Below are 17,720 nucleotides of genomic sequence, written 5' to 3'. Positions count from 1 at the left end.
ACTGTTTCCCTGCCACCCTTTTCATCGCGGCAGTTATTTTTTCAGAAGTCTGTCCTTCTCCGCATCCCTGTGCTCCAGGCGGATGCCGTATTCATCCGATTTGGAAAGCCTGGAAAAAAGTTCTCTGGCAATCGTAACAGAACGATGTTTTCCCCCTGTACATCCGATACCGATCACAAGGCTTGTTTTCCCTTCTTTAATGTAGTTAGGGATCAGAAAACGGATCATATCCTCCAGTTTGTCCGCGAAGGCTTTCGCCGTATCACTGGCCATCACATAATTGAACACTTCATCGTCAAGGCCTGTCAGAGGACGCAGTTCATCCACATAATAGGGATTGGGAAGAAATCGCACATCAAACACAAGATCTGCATCTGCCGGGATTCCATACTTAAAGCCGAAGGAAAGCACAGAGATCATGATATTGCTGAACTCTCTGTCATCCACAAAGATCTTTTCGATTTCCTGGCGAAGCTCCCTGGTAAGCAGATGGCTGGTATCAATGATATAATCCGCACGTTTCCGGAGAAATTTTGTTTTCTCACGTTCCAGGCGGATTCCCTCATCCACTCTCCCTGCTCTTGCCAGCGGGTGGCTTCTTCTGGATTCTTTATAGCGTTTTACAAGGACCGAATCCTCTGCATCCATAAACAGGATCTCGTAATCATACCCGGTCTGCTTCATACGGTCCAGAACTACTTCCAGTTCATCAAGGGCACTTCCGCTTCTAGCATCGATCCCCAGAGCCACATTTCTAACATTTTCGCTCTGCATCTCAGGAAGAAGGGAAGCAAATTTTTCCAGAAGCTGGATTGGAAGATTATCCACGCAGAAATATCCCATATCCTCCAACATTTTAAGTGCAGCTGTTTTTCCTGCTCCTGACACTCCTGTAACGATCACAAAACGCATAGTCTCTCTTCCTTTCCATTTCTTCTTCCGTTATCTGCAAAGCGTACATACGCATTCCTGTTACCTCTGTTTCGTATCCTGGGTACCTGAAAGCCGGACTACGCTGAGCCTTTTAGGTCTGTGCGATCGGATCCACAGACAAGTAAGTGGTATAATTATTTTGAAAACGATGTACCAGAAATGGTCATCAGGCTTCAAAATCACCCAGGAACTTCACCTCCGGTTCCAACGTAACTCCATATTTCTTATAAACGATATCCCTGACATTATCCATCAGCGTGCGGACATCCCTGGCAGTTGCACCGCCTGCATTGATCACAAAGCCACAGTGTTTCTCAGAAACCTGTGCACCACCTACCTGATATCCAGCAAGACCGCTGTCCATGATCAGCTTACCTGCAAAATATCCCTCCGGTCTCTTAAAGGTACTTCCAGCACTGGGATACTCCAACGGCTGTTTGGTGGTACGACGGATCGTCAGATCTTTCATGGTCTCACGGATCACTTCCGGATTTCCCTCCTTCAGCTGCAGCTTTGCTTCCAGCACGATATAACCTGCGGTTTTGATGATGCTGGTACGATATCCCAGTTCCAGTTTATCTGCCGGAAGGGTAACGATCTCTCCCTCCTCATCCATCACAGTTACCTCTGTGAGAACATCCTTCATCTCGCCGCCATAGGCACCTGCATTCATCACAACCGCACCGCCCATAGTTCCCGGGATCCCGCCTGCAAACTCAAAGCCTGTAAGAGCTGCATTTTTTGCTGCTGCTGCCACCGATGAAAGCAGCGCACCTGCCTGTACGGTGATCTCTGTTCCTTCTACGGTAACGGCAGACATATTTTTGTAGATCTGGATAACCGCGCCACGGTAACCGCCGTCTCCTACCAGAAGATTACTTCCGTTTCCGAGGATAAAATAAGGGATCGCACTTTCCTTACAGATTTTTACGATACGCCCCACATCTGTGTCTTTATCCGGCATCAGAAAATAATCCGCCGGACCTCCGATTTTAAAAGTTGTATGACGGCTCATTGCTTCGCCTGTAAAAACACGTTCTTCTCCAAGAAGATCGCAGAACTTTTTTATGATTTCTGAATTCACTTTTTATTTCCTCAGTCTTTCTGTTTTATTTCTGTAAAGCAGACATTACTGTTCCGCCTTGACTCATGCTCATGAACTGGATCTGTCCGTGATCTGCGCTCAATTTCTCATTTGCTATCAGCTGTGTGAAACGTTTCCGGCTGACAGTATATCCCGCACAACTTCTCCCGCCAGCAGATATCCCGCAGTCCCTGTCACAAAGGAAATATTTCCTTCGGCAGGCTTCTTCACCATAGTTCTTCTCCGTCTGAAAAGCTTTTCTTTTGCCGGTTGTTCTCTGGAATACAGTACTTTGAGTTTACGTATTCCCTGTTTACGCAGTTCTTTTTTATGATTCTGGCCGCCGGGCATACTGTGGTCCTGCTGATATCCGCAACCTCAAGTCTAGACGGGTCTATCTTGTCCCCGATGTCCAGGCAGGAGATCACAGGCACACGTCCCTCCCTTGCTCTGCTGATCAGAAGCAGTTTTGACGACAGTGTTCCCATTGTATCCACAATATAATCAAAGGAACGCAATTCAAACATTCCCGCAGTCTCCTCATTATAAAAGGTTTCGTAGGTATGCACCAAAATATTCTCATCAATATCCCGGATTCTCTTCTTGGCCGCCTCTACCTTGCTCATTCCCAGAGTAGAATGAAGTGCCAGCACCTGGCTTCCGATATTCGTCAATGTGATCTTTTCATGATCGATCAGTGTCAGACTCCCCACACCGCAGCGCGCAAGTGACTCTGCCACCTGTGATCCGGCTCCGCCAAGACCGAATACTGCAATTTTCGCCCTGCTGAGTTTTTTTACACCTGTATTTCCAACGAGCAATTCCATACGTGAAAAAGCATCCTGCATATCCGTCCTCCTGACACTGTTTTTCTTTTGATTGAGAAAGACAGCGCCTGTCCGCCGCTGTCTATATTCTTTTTTATTATACTATCTCTGTCCGTAAATGTACAGATATTCTTGTTTTTTAAGATTTTCGCATAAAAAATTTATATTTTCTCATACTATTCCCATACAATCCTACAAGGAGGTTCTGTTCATGCTTCAACAGCTGATTCTGTGCTTTATCGGTTTCTGTGCCGGGATCATCGTTGCAGGAGGTGTCTCCGGACTGCTGATCGGCCTTTCCATTGTTCCCCGCTATGCAGGTATCACGCATACAGCTGACCAGATTTTTCTTTATGAAGATCTGACACTTCTGGGAACAGTTGCCGGAACCGTCGTCACCCTGTTTCCGATCAGAATTCCGCTGGGACCTTTTTTCCTGGCTGTCTGCGGAGTATTTTTCGGAATTTTCCTGGGCGGCTGGATCCTTGCACTGGCAGAAATCGCAAAAGTCTTTCCCGTCTTTGCCAGACGGCTGAAGCTCTCTCAGGGGCTTTCTCCGGTAATAATTTCCATTGCTGCCGGAAAAGCCCTGGGCTCCCTGTTTTATTATGCCATGAGCTGGATGTAATTCTTACTGTCACTCTACCATCTCACGAAAGGATTTTCCATATGCAAAATATCAACCCAAAAAATATGAACAATATGTCAAGCAGCTTACTCCCACCCACAGTCTGCCGCTGAATATGGCAAAAGCTTTTCTCACAGGCGGACTGATCTGTCTTCTTGGACAGGTTATCTTAAACACAGCACAGGCTCTCGGTGCAGATGCTTCCGATTCCAGAACCTGGTGTTCTGTCCTTCTCATTCTCTTAAGCGTCCTTCTCACAGGCTTTGGTATTTATCCCAAAATCGGCAAATTCGGCGGTGCAGGAAGTCTTGTTCCCATTACCGGATTCGCCAACTCAGTGGCTGCATCCGCCATTGAGTTCCGGGCAGAAGGACAGGTTTTCGGCATAGGATGCAAGATCTTTACTATTGCAGGTCCTGTGATCCTCTACGGCATCTTAAGCGCCTGGGGACTGGGTGTGATCTATTATATCCTAAAGATCCTGGAGGTGATATCATGAGCAAAAATCTCAGACTTGGCGCAGCCAGCATTGCATTTTCACAGCCTTTGTATATCGAAAGCGCCGCATCCATCGTCAGTCAGAAAGAGGCGGACGGTCCTCTTGGAGATCTTTTTGACCTGGTCTGTGAAGATCCCATGTTTGGCTGTGACACCTGGGAATCTGCGGAAAGCACACTGCAGAAAGAAACTGCCACTCAGGCCATAAGCAAAGCCGGACTGAGCTCCGAAGATATCCATCTGATGTTCGCCGGAGATCTTCTCGCTCAGACATCAGCCACCTGTTTCGGCTCCGCTGGACTTGGAATTCCCTTTTACGGTCTTTACGGCGCCTGCTCCACCATAGGGGAAGCACTTTCTCTCGGTTCCCTTGCTCTGACCGCCGGATTCGGCACACGAGTCTTATGTGCCACCTCCAGCCATTTCGCAAGTGCGGAAAAAGAATTTCGTTTTCCTCTGGGATACGGAAACCAGCGGCCGTTTTCTGCCACCTGGACAGTAACCGGAAGCGGTGCCTGTATCCTAAGTACATCTCCTCCCGGAGAAAAAGCTCCTCTGCGCTCCGGCAAAGGCTGTGCTGCTATCACTGGCCTTACTGCCGGCCGTGTGATGGATTACGGTCTCAGGGATTCCATGAACATGGGAGGCTGTATGGCTCCTGCAGCCTGCGATACCATTGCACGAAGCTTTTCGGATTTCGGGCGGACGCCTTCGGATTATGATGCCGTCTTTACCGGGGATCTGGGAATCATCGGGCAGAAAATTCTCCTGGATCTTCTGGAGGAACAAAATATCCGGCTTTCTCCCATTCATAAAGACTGCGGTATCCTGATCTATGACAATCCTTCTCAGGACACTCACGCAGGAGGAAGCGGCTGCGGCTGTTCTGCTGTAGTCCTTGCCTCCTACATCCTTCCGAAGATTGTATCCGGAGAATGGAAGCGGATCCTTTTTGTACCAACAGGAGCGCTTCTTTCCAAAGTAAGCTTTAATGAAGGTGACAGTATTCCGGGTATTGCCCACGGAGTTGTCATCGAGCATATGGAGGTATGAGCATGGATTACTTTAACGCATTCTGGTTCGGCGGCCTTGTCTGTGCCCTGATTCAGATCCTTCTGGACAAGACAAAGCTGATGCCTGGCCGTGTGATGGTACTTCTGGTATGTAGCGGCGCCCTGTTAAGTGCCGTTGGCGTCTACCGGCCGCTGGTGGATTTTGCAGGTGCCGGGGCCTCCGTCCCGCTGATCGGTTTCGGACATGTATTATGGGAGGGTATGAAAAAAGCCATTGAAGAAGACGGCATCCTTGGGCTTTTTTACAGGAGGCTTCACTGCCTGTGCTGCCGGAGTTTCCTCCGCCCTGATCTTCTCTTATCTGGCCAGTCTCTTCTTCCGTCCAAAAATGAAAAAATAATATTCCGGGAAAGGAGTTTTTTCTCATGAGTGATACTCTTTATCTGCAACTGGATCAGAACATTGAAGTCACCAACCCACATGTATATCTTCAGGATATCGCTGCACTTTCCATGAGTGACCCCAAAATCCTCAATCGTCTGCGGGTCATGCCTGTGATCGTTCTGGATGCGAAAAAGCCCGGACGCTATGTGATGTCTGTCTCGGATCTTCTGAAAAAGATCCAGAAGCTGGAACCCTCCATTGATATTTCTCCCATCGGGGAAACGGATTTTATCATCACCTACCGCATCAGCTCTGCCACAGGGAAAATTTTCCGGTATGTGAAAATCCTTTTTGTATGCCTGGTTTCCTTTTTCGGCGCCGCTTTTTCCATTATGACATTTAATAATGACGTAGATATGGGCAGCCTTTTTAGCCAGTTTTACACTCTTGTTACGGGAAAAAGTTCCTCCGGCTTTACCATCCTGGAGATTTCCTACTCCATCGGGATCGGCCTCGGCGTACTGATCTTCTTTAATCATTTCGGGCATCTGAAGCTAAGCGATGATCCCACACCTATGCAGGTGCAGATGCGGACCTATGAGGATGATGTAAACCGGACACTGATCGAACAGGCTGCACGAACAGAAAATCCAGAAACTGACTCATAACCAGAGCCCACTCTCATATCCGTACAATTCCGCCGCCTGTCGCACAAAAAAAGCTCCCTGCAGATTTCTCTGCAAAGAGCTTTTTTTATATAATATGGGTTTACTTTTTTCTGAAATGATATTTACAGAAGTCCTCCGATAGATAAGAACAGAGGCGCAAATACCAGTGATACAATAGTCATAAGCTTGATCAGGATGTTAATGGAAGGCCCTGATGTATCTTTGAACGGATCGCCGACTGTATCGCCGACAACGGCTGCTTTGTGCGCCTCGCTGCCTTTTCCGCCATGATGACCTGTCTCGATGTATTTTTTGCATTATCCCATGCACCACCTGCGTTGGACATGAAGATTGCCATCAGTACACCTGTTACAAGCGCACCGGAAAGAAGTCCTCCAAGAGCCTCAACGCCAAGAACAACACCTACGATAACCGGAACAACGACCGCCATGATTCCAGGAAGCATCATCTCGTGAAGAGCTGCTGTTGTGGAGATCGCAACGCATGATTTGTAATCCGGTTTCTCAGTCCCCTTCATGATACCCGGTTTCTCACGGAACTGGCGTCTTACTTCCTCGATCATCTTGTAAGCAGCCTTGGAAACGGATTCCATTGTGAAGGCCGAGAAGAGGAATGTAAGCATACCACCGATAAAGATACCGATCGTAACACGAGGAGCAAGGATATTGATCGCATCCAGATTTACTGCATTCGCATAAGATACAAACAGAGCAAGCGCTGTAAGAGCTGCGGAACCGATCGCGAAGCCTTTACCCATAGCTGCTGTTGTGTTACCTACAGAATCAAGCTTATCTGTGATCTCACGAACTGACTCATCCAGACCTGACATCTCTGCAATACCACCGGCATTGTCAGCGATGGGTCCATACGCGTCAACGGCAACTGTGATTCCTGTTGTGGAAAGCATACCAACTGCTGCAAGAGCGATTCCGTATAATCCATCCACACCGTATGCTACAAAAATACCAACACAGATCAGCAGGATCGGGAATGCTGTAGATTTCATACCTACTGCGATACCACTGATGATAGTTGTAGCTGCACCTGTCTCAGACTGCTCGCCGATTCCCTGAACCGGTTTGTAATCTGCAGATGTGTAATACTCTGTAATGTTTCCGATGATGACACCGACAACAAGACCTGCGATCACAGCAATGGCTGCCTTCATGTCTCCGAAGAGAGTCTTGCTGAGGATCAGGGACACGATGATAACAAGTGCTGCAGATACATAGCTTCCTCTTGTGAGGGCTTTCTGCGGATTGGAATTATCATCACCTTTTACAAAGAATGTTGCAATGATGGATGCGATCAGTCCACAGCCTGCAATAGCCAGCGGATAGAGAACACCGGAAACTGCTCCGGCTACCGCACCAAGTGTAAGGGCAGATACCAGAGATCCTACATAGGACTCAAAAAGGTCTGCACCCATACCGGCAACATCACCTACGTTATCACCTACGTTATCCGCGATAACAGCCGGATTACGAGGGTCATCCTCCGGGATTCCTGCCTCAACCTTACCTACAAGGTCAGCTCCTACGTCAGCTGCCTTTGTATAGATTCCACCACCAACACGTGCAAACAGTGCGATGGAAGAAGCACCAAGGCTGAATCCAGAAAGTACGTCAACGTTCTTTGTGATGATATACACAACGCTGACACCCAGTGCACCAAGACCTGCAACACACATACCCATAACAGCACCGCCGGAGAATGCAATGGAAAGAGCCTTGTTCATTCCTCCCTCTTTTGCTGCATTTGCTGTTCTTACATTAGCCTTTGTTGCAACGGTCATACCGCAGTATCCTGCGATTGTTGAAAACAGAGCACCTACTACGAAGCAGATTGCTGTTACCCAGCTTCCAACTCCGATTCCGATCAGTACAAAAAGTACGGCTACAAAATAACCAGGATCTTGTACTCTGCTGTTAAGAAGGCGCGGGCACCTTCTGCGATCGCACCTGCGATCTCCTTCATTCTGTCTGTTCCTGCATCCTGCTTGCTGACCTTCGCTGCAAGGTATGCTGCGAACAGAAGTGCCAGTACTGCTGCCACCGGCACCAAATACATGTAGTTTTCCACTCTTTTTACCTCCGTTCATGTATTGTTAATACTTTATCACATTATTTTGCATATTTCAAATAGAATTTTCACTTAGTTTTCTGTTAATATTGTGATATAATAAAATTTTATATAAATGAAATAAATTTTTTATATTATTGCTCGCATTTTTCCAGTTTCAGACAGCTTATATAATAGGAAGTTTTTTATATCTCTATTTGGACAAAATTTCCATTTTTCTTTCCAGAAGATTTTTTTCCAATAATTGTTTTTCTGCATTTTCGAATCCAATTCGTTCTATAGTCTCGGCAAAACGTTCTCCCTTTAATCCCTGGTCCTTAAAAAGCAGGATTGCCTTCTCAATAACATCCAGTGCCTCTTCCTCTGACGTAAAGATCCGGTTCAGGGCCTTTCCATGAGAAATTTTCTTTCCCCAGCGTCCACCGATATAGATCTTGAATCCGTAGGTACCGTCCGGGATGGAATGAAATGGACATTTTCCCACACATCTTCCGCAGTGTCTGCAAAGCTCCTCATCAATGTGCAGTTTCCCGTCAACGACCTTCGCCACTTTGTTTGGACATGTAGCTTCAATGGCACATTTTTTACAGCCCTTGCAGGCCTCGCTGTCAAAGTGCGGGATCCTCTGTCCGATGATCCCCACATCGTTCAGATTTGGTTTCACACAGTTATTCGGGCATCCGCCTACTGCGATCTTAAATTTATGCGGCAGTGCAACCTGACGGTAGCCTTTATAGAATCTCCGGAAAATCTCTTCTGAAATTGCATAGGAATCCAGAAGTCCATACTGACAGGTGGTTCCCTTGCAGGATACTACCGGTCGGACCTTTGCTCCTGTTCCTCCTGTCTCCAGACCTTCCTTCGCAATAAATTCCTGAAACTCTTCGATCTTTTCATAGGGGATTCCCTGGATCTCCACGGAGAGCCTGGTCGTGTAGGTAAGATTTCCGTTGCCGAATTTCTCTGCTGCTTCCGCCATACATCTGTGCTGTGCCGCTGTCACCTTTCCGTTTACAGTGATCACCCGTGCAGAAAATTCATCGGTTCCCCGGTTATTTAAAAAACCCTGCCCCTTCAGTCTTTTCTCTTCCTCTTTGCTTACAGTTAATGCTGACATATTTCCTCCTCCTGGTCTCACCGGTATTCCGATACTTTCCCATGGTATCGTTGCCCTGTATTTTGCAATGTTGAAATCGTTTTCACGTACTTCCTACTATACCACTTGAAGATGTATTTGAGAAATGATATTATTTTATAAAAATGATAGGTTTTACCTATATACCAATTTACAATAAAAGGAGATTCCATATGACCATCCGCCATCTCACTGTTTTTGCGGCCGTTGCGGAACAGGGCTCCATGAGTGCTGCTGCCAAACATCTTTATCTTTCCCAGCCAACAGTCAGTCAGGCCGTCCGTGAGCTGGAAGCTCATTATAACGGCCTTCTCTTTGAACGTCTTGGAAAAAAGCTTTATCTCACAGAACGGGGAAAGCTTCTTCTTCCCCATGCCCGTGAAATGATCCGCCAGTTTCAGCAGCTGGAAGAGCTGATGCAGAACCAGGGACAGTCTTCCACCCTGAAGCTTGGCTCCACCCTCACTGTGGGAACCTGCCTGACCCCATCCATTATCCTGGATCTGCAGAAAAAAATCCCGGACCTTGACGTTTACTCCTTTGTCACCAACACGCAAAATATCGAACAGAAGCTTCTGCGTTCTGAGCTGGACGCTGCTGTGGTAGAAGGTGAGATCCATTCCCCGGACCTTGTCGTTCTTCCCATCATCGACGACTGTCTGGTCCTTGCCGCCGGAAAAAAGCATCCGTTTTACCGCAGAGGACGCATCCATGTCCAGGAGCTGAACAACCAGAAATTTGCAGTCCGGGAATATGGAAGCGGTACCAGACAGCTTTTTGAGGACTATACACTTCGCCATGATCTGAAGATCCGGACTGCCTGGGAAGCCAACAGTCCGCGGGCACTGCTGAACGCAGTGCTGTATAACCAGATGCTCTCTGTTATGTCCATCCGTCTTATGCATCATGAGATCCGTCACCGTTCAGTCCGGGTCTTCTGCAACGAAGCAGGGGAATGGAACCGGAAATTCAAGCTGGTCTATCACAAGAATAAATTTCTTACCCCTGCTATCTTTGAGCTGGAAAAGATCCTTCACACCTATCAGCAGCTAGAACTGCCCTCTGTCATGGGTGTTCTGGAACAGGAATAAGCAGGGGACTTACCTGATCCAGTAAAAAAACGGCCGCACATATCGCTCTTACGATATGTACAGCCGTTTTTCGTTTTTTTCTCACCCGACAGGGTCGGATCTTTTTTTGAACCGGATATTTAGTTTGATTCGTTGAACACGTTTTTATCCAGTGCACCGTTCTGGTGTGCAACGATGGTTGTGCAGACTGCATCACCGGTAATGTTAACCGCTGTTCTGGTCATATCCAGGATACGGTCAATACCCATGATCAGACCAATTGCCTCAACCGGAAGTCCTACAGAGTTAAATACCATGGTCAGAGTAACAAGACCAACACTTGGTACACCGGCAGTTCCTACGGAAGCAAGGGTTGCAGTTCCGATAACTGTCACATAATCCATCGGACTTAAGTGGATACCAAAAGCCTGTGCCGCAAATACTACGGCAACACCCTGCATGATAGAGGTACCGTCCATGTTGATGGTAGCTCCAAGAGGAATGGTGAATGAAGAAATCTTCTTGGAAACACCCACTTTTTTGGACAGGGTATCAATGGACATCGGGATCGTGGCATTGGATGTAGCTGTTGAGAATGCAAATGCCATAACCGGGAAAAATTTCTTGATGAATTTTATCGGATTCAGTCCTGTGAAGATCTTCAGCAGGATCTGGTATACGCCGAAGCACTGGATCGCCAATGCAAGGAGAACACCGATCATATATTTTGCCAGCGGGATAAACGCGCTGAAACCGATGTTTGCAAAGGTTCTGCTGATAAGGCAGAATACACCGATCGGTGCAAGTGCCATGATCATCATGGTCATCTCCATCATGATGTCATTGAACTGGCTGAAAAAGTTCGCTACTGTCTCTGCGCGCTCTCCCATTTTCGCAAGGATCACACCCACGATCAGGGCAAATACGATAACCTGAAGCATGGTTCCGCTTGCCAGGGAATTGATCGGATTGTCCGGAATGATATTCAGGATGGTATCCGTAAGAGAGGTAGCCTCCATAGTCTCCACAGAGGAAGCGGAGGACTGAATAGAGCTCATATCAAGTCCCACACCCGGATTGATCAGATTACCTACCGTCAGAGCAACCGAAACAGCCAGAGCTGTAGTCGCCAAATAAAATACCAGTGTTCTCACACCTACGGTTCCAAGCTTCTTGGTATCACCGATGGACATACTTCCGCAGACAAGGGAACAGAATACCAACGGTACAACCAGCATTTTCATCAGACGGATAAATCCCTGTCCGATCACATAAAGGATTCCCTCCACGATCACATCTTTCTTGAAGCTGCTGTCAGGAACCAGGTAACAGAGAATGATTCCCAGTATCGCACCTGCGATCAGCGCCACAAAGATCTTCGTGGTAAGGCCCATTTTCTTTTTCTGCTGTGTTTTCTCTTTTATATTTTTCTCTTTCATTCTAGTCCTCCGCTCTTTCATCCATATATTCTTTCAGCGATGCTTTCCAGTCCGGCATGTCATACACTTCAATAATACGGAGGATAAAATTATCAAGGACAGCATATGGCGGTCTGACAGAAGAAAGATCTGACTGCTCTGTCGGCACGGATCTCAGTTCGATCTCCTTTCCTGCAAGGCGAAGGATCTCGGTTGCAAACTCATAACGGTTGCATACACCGCTGCAGGTTACGTGATAAGTTCCATATTCGTTGGTATCGATAAGATACAGGATCATTCTTGCCAGATCCTTGGCGCTGGTCGGTGATCCGAACTGATCCGAAGCAACGGAAAGCGCCTGGCCTTTTTCTGCTGTCTCCAGCACACGGTTTACAAAATTGTTTCCGCCTTTTCCGTATACCCAGTTGCTTCGGATAATGAAATGTTTGTGTGTAAACTCTTTTACATAGTTCTCTCCGGCTCTCTTGGAACGGCCGTAAACAGTCAGCGGATTGGTATCGTCAAACTCTGTATACGGTTTTTTGCTCTTTCCGTCGAAAACATCATCTGTGGAAAGCTGGACGATCTTTGCCCCGCATTTTCTTGCCACGATGCTTAAGTTTCTTGCTCCCAGTGCGTTGACACGGTATGCATGTTCCGGATTCTTCTCACACTCATCGGTATCTGTGATACCGGTGCAGTTGATGATCACATCCGGACGGTTAATGGAACCGAAGTTGATCACTTCATCTGTGTCTGTGATATCCAGCTCATCAAGATCTGTGTTCAGAGTCTCGATCTGCATTGGATCCAGAACATCATTCAGTGCCCGTCCGATCTGTCCGTTGGCACCTGCGATCCATACTTTTAACATCTTTCTACCTCCCTGGTGTAATATGTGTGATATATAAAATAAAGAGACATTGATTTAGATCAAAACCAATGCCCCTTTAACCTATATACTGTAATATATTTTATCAATATCACAAAAAACTGTCAAGAAAAAAGCCCCTGTTTCCATAAGGTTCCTGCTGCTGATGTTACTGCCCACCAGCAGTATTTCCTCAAGATGTTTTTGTGAACAGAATTTACAGAAATCCTGAGGATCGGGAGTTCCATAACTCCCGATTTTGTATTGTAAATTCTGTCCCATGAATTATAATCTAAACAGGAGATCATCTAAAAACACATACAAAGGAGAAACTTATGAAAAAGCTAAAAAAATTAACATCTCTGCTATTTCTGTTCTGCTGTCTTTGCTTCTGTCTGATCCTGTTTCCACAGACAGCCCGGGCAGGCTCTCTTACGCCAACCGCACAGGACAATCTCAATGTCAGGTTACGCCGTACCTCTGATCTTATTCCTGTTTCCGGCGGATACATGAGGGTCTTCCACCAGAAAAATTCTGTCGGCGTTGAATATTACGATAATGATCTGAAGATCAGAAGCAAGCGCAAGATCAACATGGAGCTTCCACTGTGGGGTGGCTTTTATGCCGGATCTGACGGATATTATCTGGTAGAAGGCCAGACAAACAACAAAGAAAACGATTCCGCTGAGGTCATCCGCGTTATCCGCTACGATACAAGCTGGAACCGGAACGGTGCAGCAGCAATTACCAGTAACCCGGAGCTTTTTGGCGGTGAGGTCCGCACGCCCTTTGACTATGGCTGTGTGGAAATGACAGAAAGCAACGGCAAGCTCTATGTTGTTACCGGTCACGAAGGATATGTGGATCCCTCTGTCGGTCAGGGACATCAGGGCTTCCTTATGGTCGAGATCGACCAGGCAACCATGAAAGGAAAGATCGTTTCCTGCGATCTGTGGCATTCCTTTGCACAGTATATCAAATCACAAGGTTCTTATCTCTACGTACTGGAGCAGAGTGAGGGTTCACGATGTACAATTCTTTCCAGATACGACAGCACTACACTTGCCTGCACCACCATAGAGCTTTTGCCATACGGAGGCTCACATACTTCTGTGTGGGCACTGGCCTGCTACGCAAGCGTTGACGGCATGGCTGTTTCCTCTGACAGTGTATTATGCGTTGGCACTTCCATCGATCAGTCCAAATATGATAAGGTATCTGAAAACACGCCTCATAACCTTTATCTGTCCGTCACACCAATGTCTGACTTTTCCGAAAAAGCAACCACTACCAGGAAGCTTACCAACTTTACAGGCGGAGGAAAAAGCTTTGCGGGCGTAAAGATCACCAAAATAAATGACAACCGTTTTATGATTTCCTGGGAAGAATACGTCTCCGACGATAACAAGAAAAACTCTTCCGCTAACGATCCGCTCTCTTCCAGCACCCTTCATTATCTTTTTGTGGACGGAAAGGGAAAGAGTCTCAGCAAAGAGTTTACAACAGCTGCTCCGATTTCTGACTGTCAGCCTGTGGTAAAGGATTCCAGGGTCGTTTATTATGCTTCAAACTCCAACACCTTGAACTTTTATTCCATTAATTCCGACAACGGAAAAGCTGACAAAAAAACTTACCATATCGCAGGTGACAACGCAACCTGGAATTTCAAAAACGGTATCCTTACGATCTCCGGCTACGGACCACTTTCTATTTCCACAGAGGAAAACCACCGATACCCGGTCTCTTCAACAAAAGGCTGGTTTATCTTCTCCAACGATTCCTCCTGGAAAGCTATCAAAAACCAGATCAGAAAGGTAATAATAAAGCCTGGGATCACAAGTATTTCCGAAAGGGCCTTTGTTTGTCTTCCTGAGCTGAAAGAAGTGGACATCCAGAAAGGGGTCACAAAGATCGGAAAAGAAGCTTTCGCCTACTGTGACAAGCTATCCAGGATCAACATACCTGATACTGTTAAAAGCATTGGAACGGATGCTGTGTGGGGCGGCTACGGGTATGTCAACTCTCATGCATATTTTTGCAAGATCCATGCTCCGTACGGCTCTTACGCAGTTACATATGCCAAGAAAAACAATATCAGCTATGCATGCAATATTTCCGATGCAGCTGTAACAGGGATCAAAAAACATATACCTATACAGGCTCTGACATAAAGCCCGTTCCAACCGTAACTCTTGGAAAAGCAAAGCTTTCTGGCATCAATGATTATCATGTGACATACCAGAACAATAAAAAAGCAGGAACTGCTACCCTGAAGATCATCGGTGATTACCATTTCTACGGAACCATCACCTTAAATTTCCAGATCACTCCTGCAGCCACACCAAAGCCACAGACTGCAAAAACATTCCGGGATGCTTATAATGTCTACACAGTCAATACCACCGGGACTTCCGTAGCACTGAAGGGACCACGTTCACGCAATACTGTCACTGCAAAGATTCCGGCCACTGTCAAAGCTAACGGAAAAACCTACAAAGTCACAGCCATTGCAGCCAATGCCTTCAAAAACTGTAAAAACCTGAAACAGGTAACGATTTCAGGAAATATCACAAGCATAGGTGCCGGAGCCTTCCAGGGATGCACAAGTCTTCGTACTGTAAAAATCGGTTCCCGAGTTTCTGCGATCGGCACAAAAGCTTTCTGTGACTGTAAGGCCCTTACCTCTGTCACCATACAGACAGGACGTCTTACTTCCAAAAGCTCAGGTAAATATATCTTCACAAGAGCAGGTCAGAATAATTACAAAAAACTGACTGTAAAGGTTCCGGCAAGCAGACTTTCCTCTTACAAAAAGCTGTTTCAGAGCCAGGGTCTGTCCACACAGGCCAGGGTTATCAAATAGTCAGGATCGTACCTTGCATTTCCACGCCCCTTATGCTATACTCAGTTTCGCTGCAAAAGCCCGCAAAAACCAAGGTCGTACAGGGCTTACAAGGCGGTCACCGCCTATAAATGTGCCGAGTGTTCGTGACCTTCCACTCGTAAAACAAAACTAAAGGAGAATAAAAAACATGAAAAACAAAGGTACTCATTTTCTGGTACAGGGAGCTGCCATTGCAGCTGTATATGTTGTCCTGACACTGGTATTCGCGCCACTTAGCTTCGGTGAAGTTCAGATCCGGTTTTCCGAGGCGCTGACCGTTCTTCCGTTCTTCACACCGGCTGCCATCCCGGGACTGTTCGTGGGATGTATCATCGCCAATCTTCTTGGCGGTGCGATTCCGGTTGACATCATTTTCGGAAGCATTGCCACACTTATCGGTGCATTCTTTACCTACAAGCTTCGCAATACAGGCAAATGGACAGCCCCAATCCCGCCGATCGTTTCCAACATTGTGATCGTTCCTCTTGTGCTTCGTTACGGATATGGCATTAACCTTCCTATCCCGTTTATGATGCTCACAGTAGGAGCCGGCGAATTTATCTCAGCCGGTGTGATCGGTATGATCCTTCTTGGAGCACTTTCCAAATACAAAAATGTACTTTTTCATAAAAAAGCAGCAGTCTGACTAAATCTGCTGCCCACAAAAAGGAGCCATGAGAAAACAGCAGCATTTCTCATGGCTCTCTTTATTTTTCTCTGCGGATTCCTGCAGACTGCGCAGGATCCTCTTTTCCATTCTGGATACCTGTACCTGGGATACGCCAAGCTCATGGGCGATCTCCATCTGGGTCATGTTCTGAAAATACCGCATATAGATCAACCTCCGCTCCTTTGCCTCCAGAGTCCCCAGTATCTCTTCCAGAAAAATCCTGTCCAGTACTTTTTCCTGCCGATTTTCTTTTTCCGGAAGCTTGTCCATCAGAGAAATCTCCGTTCCCTCACCCTGATAGATCGTTTTGTGAAGAGATTCCACCTCTGCACCGGATTCCATGGTCATTACCAGTTCTTCTATGGAAATTCCCATTTCCTCTGCCATTTCTCCCGTCGTAGGTTCCCGCTCCAGCCGGCGTGTCAGTGCTTCTCTCACCTGATAGATCCTGTAGTGGTTTTCCTTCAGAGAACGGCTTACCTTCAGTATCCCGTCGTCCCTGAGATAACGTTTGATCTCTCCGATGATCATGGGAACGGCATAGGTGGAAAATTTCACATCATAGGACATGTCAAACTTATCCACAGCTTTCAGAAGTCCGATGCTGCCGATCTGGAACAGATCCTCCATCTCCACCCCTCGTCCCAGAAAACGCTTTGCCACACTGTATATCAGTCCTGTATTTTCCTCAAACAAAAGATCTCTTGCCGCTTTATCCCCCTGGTGTGCACGCCCGATGAGGACAAGAGTACGATCCATAGTTACCTCCTGATGATCTTTTTCATGTGCACTGTAGTTCCACGGCCAACCTCCGATTCCACCTGAAGCTCATCCATAAACGCCTCCATGAATGTAAACCCCATACCGGAGCGGTCTTTATCAGCCTTTGTGGTAAACAGAGGCTCCATGGCTTTTTTGATATCCGGGATCCCGGCTCCGTGATCTGTCACATCTACCTGAAGCTCCTGCCCCCGGAGACGACATTCTACACGGATCTTATGTATCTCTCCTTCATACCCGTGTATGATGCAGTTGGTCACTGCCTCCGATACTGCGGTCTTCAGATCCGAAATTTCCTCCAGCGTAGGATTCAGCTGTGTGCAGAATGAAGCCACAGCAACTCTTGCCAGTGCTTCATTTACCGGTCTGCTGTCAAAAATGATCGTCATTTCATTTGTGTTTTCCATCATAAACACCCTCCTGTTCACCTGCCGATTTTTTAATTCCACAGATTTCAATATATTTTCCCACTCCAGATAGCCGCAGAAGCTTTGCAATATGACTGTTCACATTGACAACCTGCACACATTTCCCCCTCATGCCAAGTGCCCGGTACCTACCCATCAGCAGACCGATCCCGGAACTGTCCATAAAAACGGTCTCTGAGAAATCAAAAATCATATTTTTTATATAGTTATGTCCAATAATCCGGTCTGAATCTCTCCGGATCTCATCAGAAACCGGATGATCCAGTTCCGCCGGAAGATGTACAGTCAGCACGGTTCCGGATTTTTCAAAACCTGATGTCATTCTA

The 17,720-nt window shown here is 46.8% G+C and carries 17 protein-coding genes and 2 pseudogenes; 9 read left to right on the top strand and 10 right to left on the bottom strand.

Going from position 1 to position 17,720, the window contains the following annotated elements; all coding sequences use genetic code 11:
* Positions 1 to 33: 33 nt before the first annotated feature.
* The 3 genes from rapZ to CK1_RS14455 form a co-directional block, all read right to left on the bottom strand.
* Positions 34 to 912: an RNase adapter RapZ gene (gene rapZ / locus CK1_RS14465; protein WP_015526911.1), complete on the bottom strand. Its 879-nt coding sequence runs from the start codon at positions 910 to 912 to the stop codon at positions 34 to 36.
* A 187-nt stretch (positions 913 to 1,099) separates the two neighbouring features.
* Positions 1,100 to 2,017: a UDP-N-acetylmuramate dehydrogenase gene (gene murB / locus CK1_RS14460; protein WP_021650759.1), complete on the bottom strand. Its 918-nt coding sequence runs from the start codon at positions 2,015 to 2,017 to the stop codon at positions 1,100 to 1,102.
* A gap of 227 nt (positions 2,018 to 2,244) precedes the next feature.
* Entirely contained in the window at positions 2,245 to 2,865 is a 621-nt protein-coding gene (locus CK1_RS14455; RefSeq protein WP_015526909.1) for a tRNA threonylcarbamoyladenosine dehydratase, read from the bottom strand.
* Between the two features lie 190 nt (positions 2,866 to 3,055).
* On the opposite strand from CK1_RS14455, the gene CK1_RS14450 reads away from it, so the two are divergent.
* The 5 genes and pseudogenes from CK1_RS14450 (at position 3,056) to CK1_RS14430 (ending at position 6,035) form a co-directional block, all read left to right on the top strand.
* Entirely contained in the window at positions 3,056 to 3,472 is a 417-nt protein-coding gene (locus tag CK1_RS14450) for a stage V sporulation protein AB (RefSeq protein ID WP_015526908.1), read from the top strand.
* A gap of 115 nt (positions 3,473 to 3,587) precedes the next feature.
* On the top strand, positions 3,588 to 3,971 hold the full coding sequence (locus tag CK1_RS14445; protein WP_015526907.1) for a SpoVA/SpoVAEb family sporulation membrane protein: 384 nt from the start codon (positions 3,588 to 3,590) through the stop codon (positions 3,969 to 3,971).
* A complete protein-coding gene (locus CK1_RS14440; RefSeq protein WP_015526906.1) occupies positions 3,968 to 5,023 on the top strand; it encodes a stage V sporulation protein AD in 1,056 nt (351 codons plus the stop codon). The genes CK1_RS14445 and CK1_RS14440 overlap by 4 nt, the downstream gene beginning before the upstream one ends.
* 2 nt (positions 5,024 to 5,025) lie before the next feature.
* Positions 5,026 to 5,383: pseudogene (locus CK1_RS14435) on the top strand (SpoVA/SpoVAEb family sporulation membrane protein).
* Between the two features lie 25 nt (positions 5,384 to 5,408).
* Positions 5,409 to 6,035: a stage V sporulation protein AA gene (locus CK1_RS14430; protein WP_015526904.1), complete on the top strand. Its 627-nt coding sequence runs from the start codon at positions 5,409 to 5,411 to the stop codon at positions 6,033 to 6,035.
* A 122-nt stretch (positions 6,036 to 6,157) separates the two neighbouring features.
* Here CK1_RS14430 and CK1_RS14425 read toward each other — a convergent pair.
* Positions 6,158 to 8,126, bottom strand: a pseudogene (locus CK1_RS14425) (sodium-translocating pyrophosphatase).
* Positions 8,127 to 8,331: 205 nt separating this feature from the next.
* The gene (locus CK1_RS14420) at positions 8,332 to 9,255 is read right to left on the bottom strand and encodes a ferredoxin-like domain-containing protein (RefSeq protein WP_015526902.1); all 924 of its coding nucleotides are present in this window, start codon (positions 9,253 to 9,255) and stop codon (positions 8,332 to 8,334) included.
* A gap of 191 nt (positions 9,256 to 9,446) precedes the next feature.
* On the opposite strand from CK1_RS14420, the gene CK1_RS14415 reads away from it, so the two are divergent.
* Positions 9,447 to 10,364 (top strand): LysR family transcriptional regulator, encoded by a 918-nt coding sequence (locus tag CK1_RS14415; RefSeq protein WP_015526901.1) that lies wholly within the window; start codon positions 9,447 to 9,449, stop codon positions 10,362 to 10,364.
* Positions 10,365 to 10,483: 119 nt separating this feature from the next.
* On the opposite strand, the gene CK1_RS14410 is transcribed toward CK1_RS14415, so the two are convergent.
* Positions 10,484 to 11,782, bottom strand: a complete 1,299-nt coding sequence (locus CK1_RS14410; RefSeq protein WP_015526900.1) for a dicarboxylate/amino acid:cation symporter — start codon at positions 11,780 to 11,782, stop codon at positions 10,484 to 10,486.
* Between the two features lies 1 nt (position 11,783).
* The gene (gene rfbD / locus CK1_RS14405) at positions 11,784 to 12,635 is read right to left on the bottom strand and encodes a dTDP-4-dehydrorhamnose reductase (RefSeq protein WP_015526899.1); all 852 of its coding nucleotides are present in this window, start codon (positions 12,633 to 12,635) and stop codon (positions 11,784 to 11,786) included.
* Positions 12,636 to 12,967: 332 nt separating this feature from the next.
* On the opposite strand from rfbD, the gene CK1_RS14400 reads away from it, so the two are divergent.
* From CK1_RS14400 to CK1_RS14390, 3 genes are all read left to right on the top strand, one after another.
* Positions 12,968 to 14,803 carry a leucine-rich repeat protein gene (locus CK1_RS14400; RefSeq protein WP_015526897.1) on the top strand — a complete coding sequence of 612 codons (1,836 nt, stop codon included), beginning with the start codon at positions 12,968 to 12,970 and terminating at the stop codon, positions 14,801 to 14,803.
* 59 nt (positions 14,804 to 14,862) lie between these two features.
* The gene (locus CK1_RS14395; protein WP_306288958.1) at positions 14,863 to 15,495 is read left to right on the top strand and encodes a leucine-rich repeat domain-containing protein; all 633 of its coding nucleotides are present in this window, start codon (positions 14,863 to 14,865) and stop codon (positions 15,493 to 15,495) included.
* Between the two features lie 169 nt (positions 15,496 to 15,664).
* Complete coding sequence (locus CK1_RS14390; RefSeq protein ID WP_015526895.1) at positions 15,665 to 16,162, top strand: QueT transporter family protein; 498 nt, start codon at positions 15,665 to 15,667, stop codon at positions 16,160 to 16,162.
* Here the strand turns inward: CK1_RS14390 and CK1_RS14385 are convergent, their stop codons facing one another.
* From CK1_RS14385 to CK1_RS14375, 3 genes are read right to left on the bottom strand one after another with little or no spacing between them, the layout of a single operon-like run.
* Positions 16,163 to 16,945, bottom strand: coding sequence for a SigF/SigG family RNA polymerase sporulation sigma factor (locus CK1_RS14385; protein WP_015526894.1), 783 nt, complete (start codon positions 16,943 to 16,945; stop codon positions 16,163 to 16,165). It lies immediately after the preceding gene.
* Positions 16,946 to 16,947: 2 nt separating this feature from the next.
* A complete protein-coding gene (gene spoIIAB / locus CK1_RS14380; RefSeq protein ID WP_015526893.1) occupies positions 16,948 to 17,373 on the bottom strand; it encodes an anti-sigma F factor in 426 nt (141 codons plus the stop codon).
* The gene (locus CK1_RS14375; protein ID WP_015526892.1) at positions 17,357 to 17,716 is read right to left on the bottom strand and encodes an anti-sigma factor antagonist; all 360 of its coding nucleotides are present in this window, start codon (positions 17,714 to 17,716) and stop codon (positions 17,357 to 17,359) included. Before CK1_RS14375 ends, spoIIAB begins: the two co-directional genes overlap by 17 nt.
* Between the last annotated feature and the right edge of the window lie 4 nt (positions 17,717 to 17,720).

This window comes from Ruminococcus sp. SR1/5 (assembly GCF_000209835.1).
In the GTDB taxonomy this organism is placed as follows: domain Bacteria; phylum Bacillota; class Clostridia; order Lachnospirales; family Lachnospiraceae; genus Blautia_A; species Blautia_A fusiformis.
The sequence above is the reverse complement of the archived record's forward strand: the minus strand, read 5'-3'. Positions and strand labels throughout refer to the sequence as shown.

Excerpts from the sequence above, each read along its gene's own strand:
- rfbD (WP_015526899.1), bottom strand. The coding sequence starts at position 12,635 with ATGTTAAAAGTATGGATCGCAGGTGCCAACGGACAGATCGGACGGGCA.
- rapZ (WP_015526911.1), bottom strand. The coding sequence starts at position 912 with ATGCGTTTTGTGATCGTTACAGGAGTGTCAGGAGCAGGAAAAACAGCT.
- CK1_RS14410 (WP_015526900.1), bottom strand. The coding sequence starts at position 11,782 with ATGAAAGAGAAAAATATAAAAGAGAAAACACAGCAGAAAAAGAAAATG.
- CK1_RS14415 (WP_015526901.1), top strand. The coding sequence starts at position 9,447 with ATGACCATCCGCCATCTCACTGTTTTTGCGGCCGTTGCGGAACAGGGC.
- CK1_RS14430 (WP_015526904.1), top strand. The coding sequence starts at position 5,409 with ATGAGTGATACTCTTTATCTGCAACTGGATCAGAACATTGAAGTCACC.
- CK1_RS14445 (WP_015526907.1), top strand. The coding sequence starts at position 3,588 with ATGGCAAAAGCTTTTCTCACAGGCGGACTGATCTGTCTTCTTGGACAG.
- CK1_RS14450 (WP_015526908.1), top strand. The coding sequence starts at position 3,056 with ATGCTTCAACAGCTGATTCTGTGCTTTATCGGTTTCTGTGCCGGGATC.
- spoIIAB (WP_015526893.1), bottom strand. The coding sequence starts at position 17,373 with ATGGAAAACACAAATGAAATGACGATCATTTTTGACAGCAGACCGGTA.
- CK1_RS14375 (WP_015526892.1), bottom strand. The coding sequence starts at position 17,716 with ATGACATCAGGTTTTGAAAAATCCGGAACCGTGCTGACTGTACATCTT.
- CK1_RS14455 (WP_015526909.1), bottom strand. The coding sequence starts at position 2,865 with ATGCAGGATGCTTTTTCACGTATGGAATTGCTCGTTGGAAATACAGGT.
- CK1_RS14385 (WP_015526894.1), bottom strand. The coding sequence starts at position 16,945 with ATGGATCGTACTCTTGTCCTCATCGGGCGTGCACACCAGGGGGATAAA.
- CK1_RS14420 (WP_015526902.1), bottom strand. The coding sequence starts at position 9,255 with ATGTCAGCATTAACTGTAAGCAAAGAGGAAGAGAAAAGACTGAAGGGG.
- CK1_RS14390 (WP_015526895.1), top strand. The coding sequence starts at position 15,665 with ATGAAAAACAAAGGTACTCATTTTCTGGTACAGGGAGCTGCCATTGCA.
- CK1_RS14440 (WP_015526906.1), top strand. The coding sequence starts at position 3,968 with ATGAGCAAAAATCTCAGACTTGGCGCAGCCAGCATTGCATTTTCACAG.
- CK1_RS14400 (WP_015526897.1), top strand. The coding sequence starts at position 12,968 with ATGAAAAAGCTAAAAAAATTAACATCTCTGCTATTTCTGTTCTGCTGT.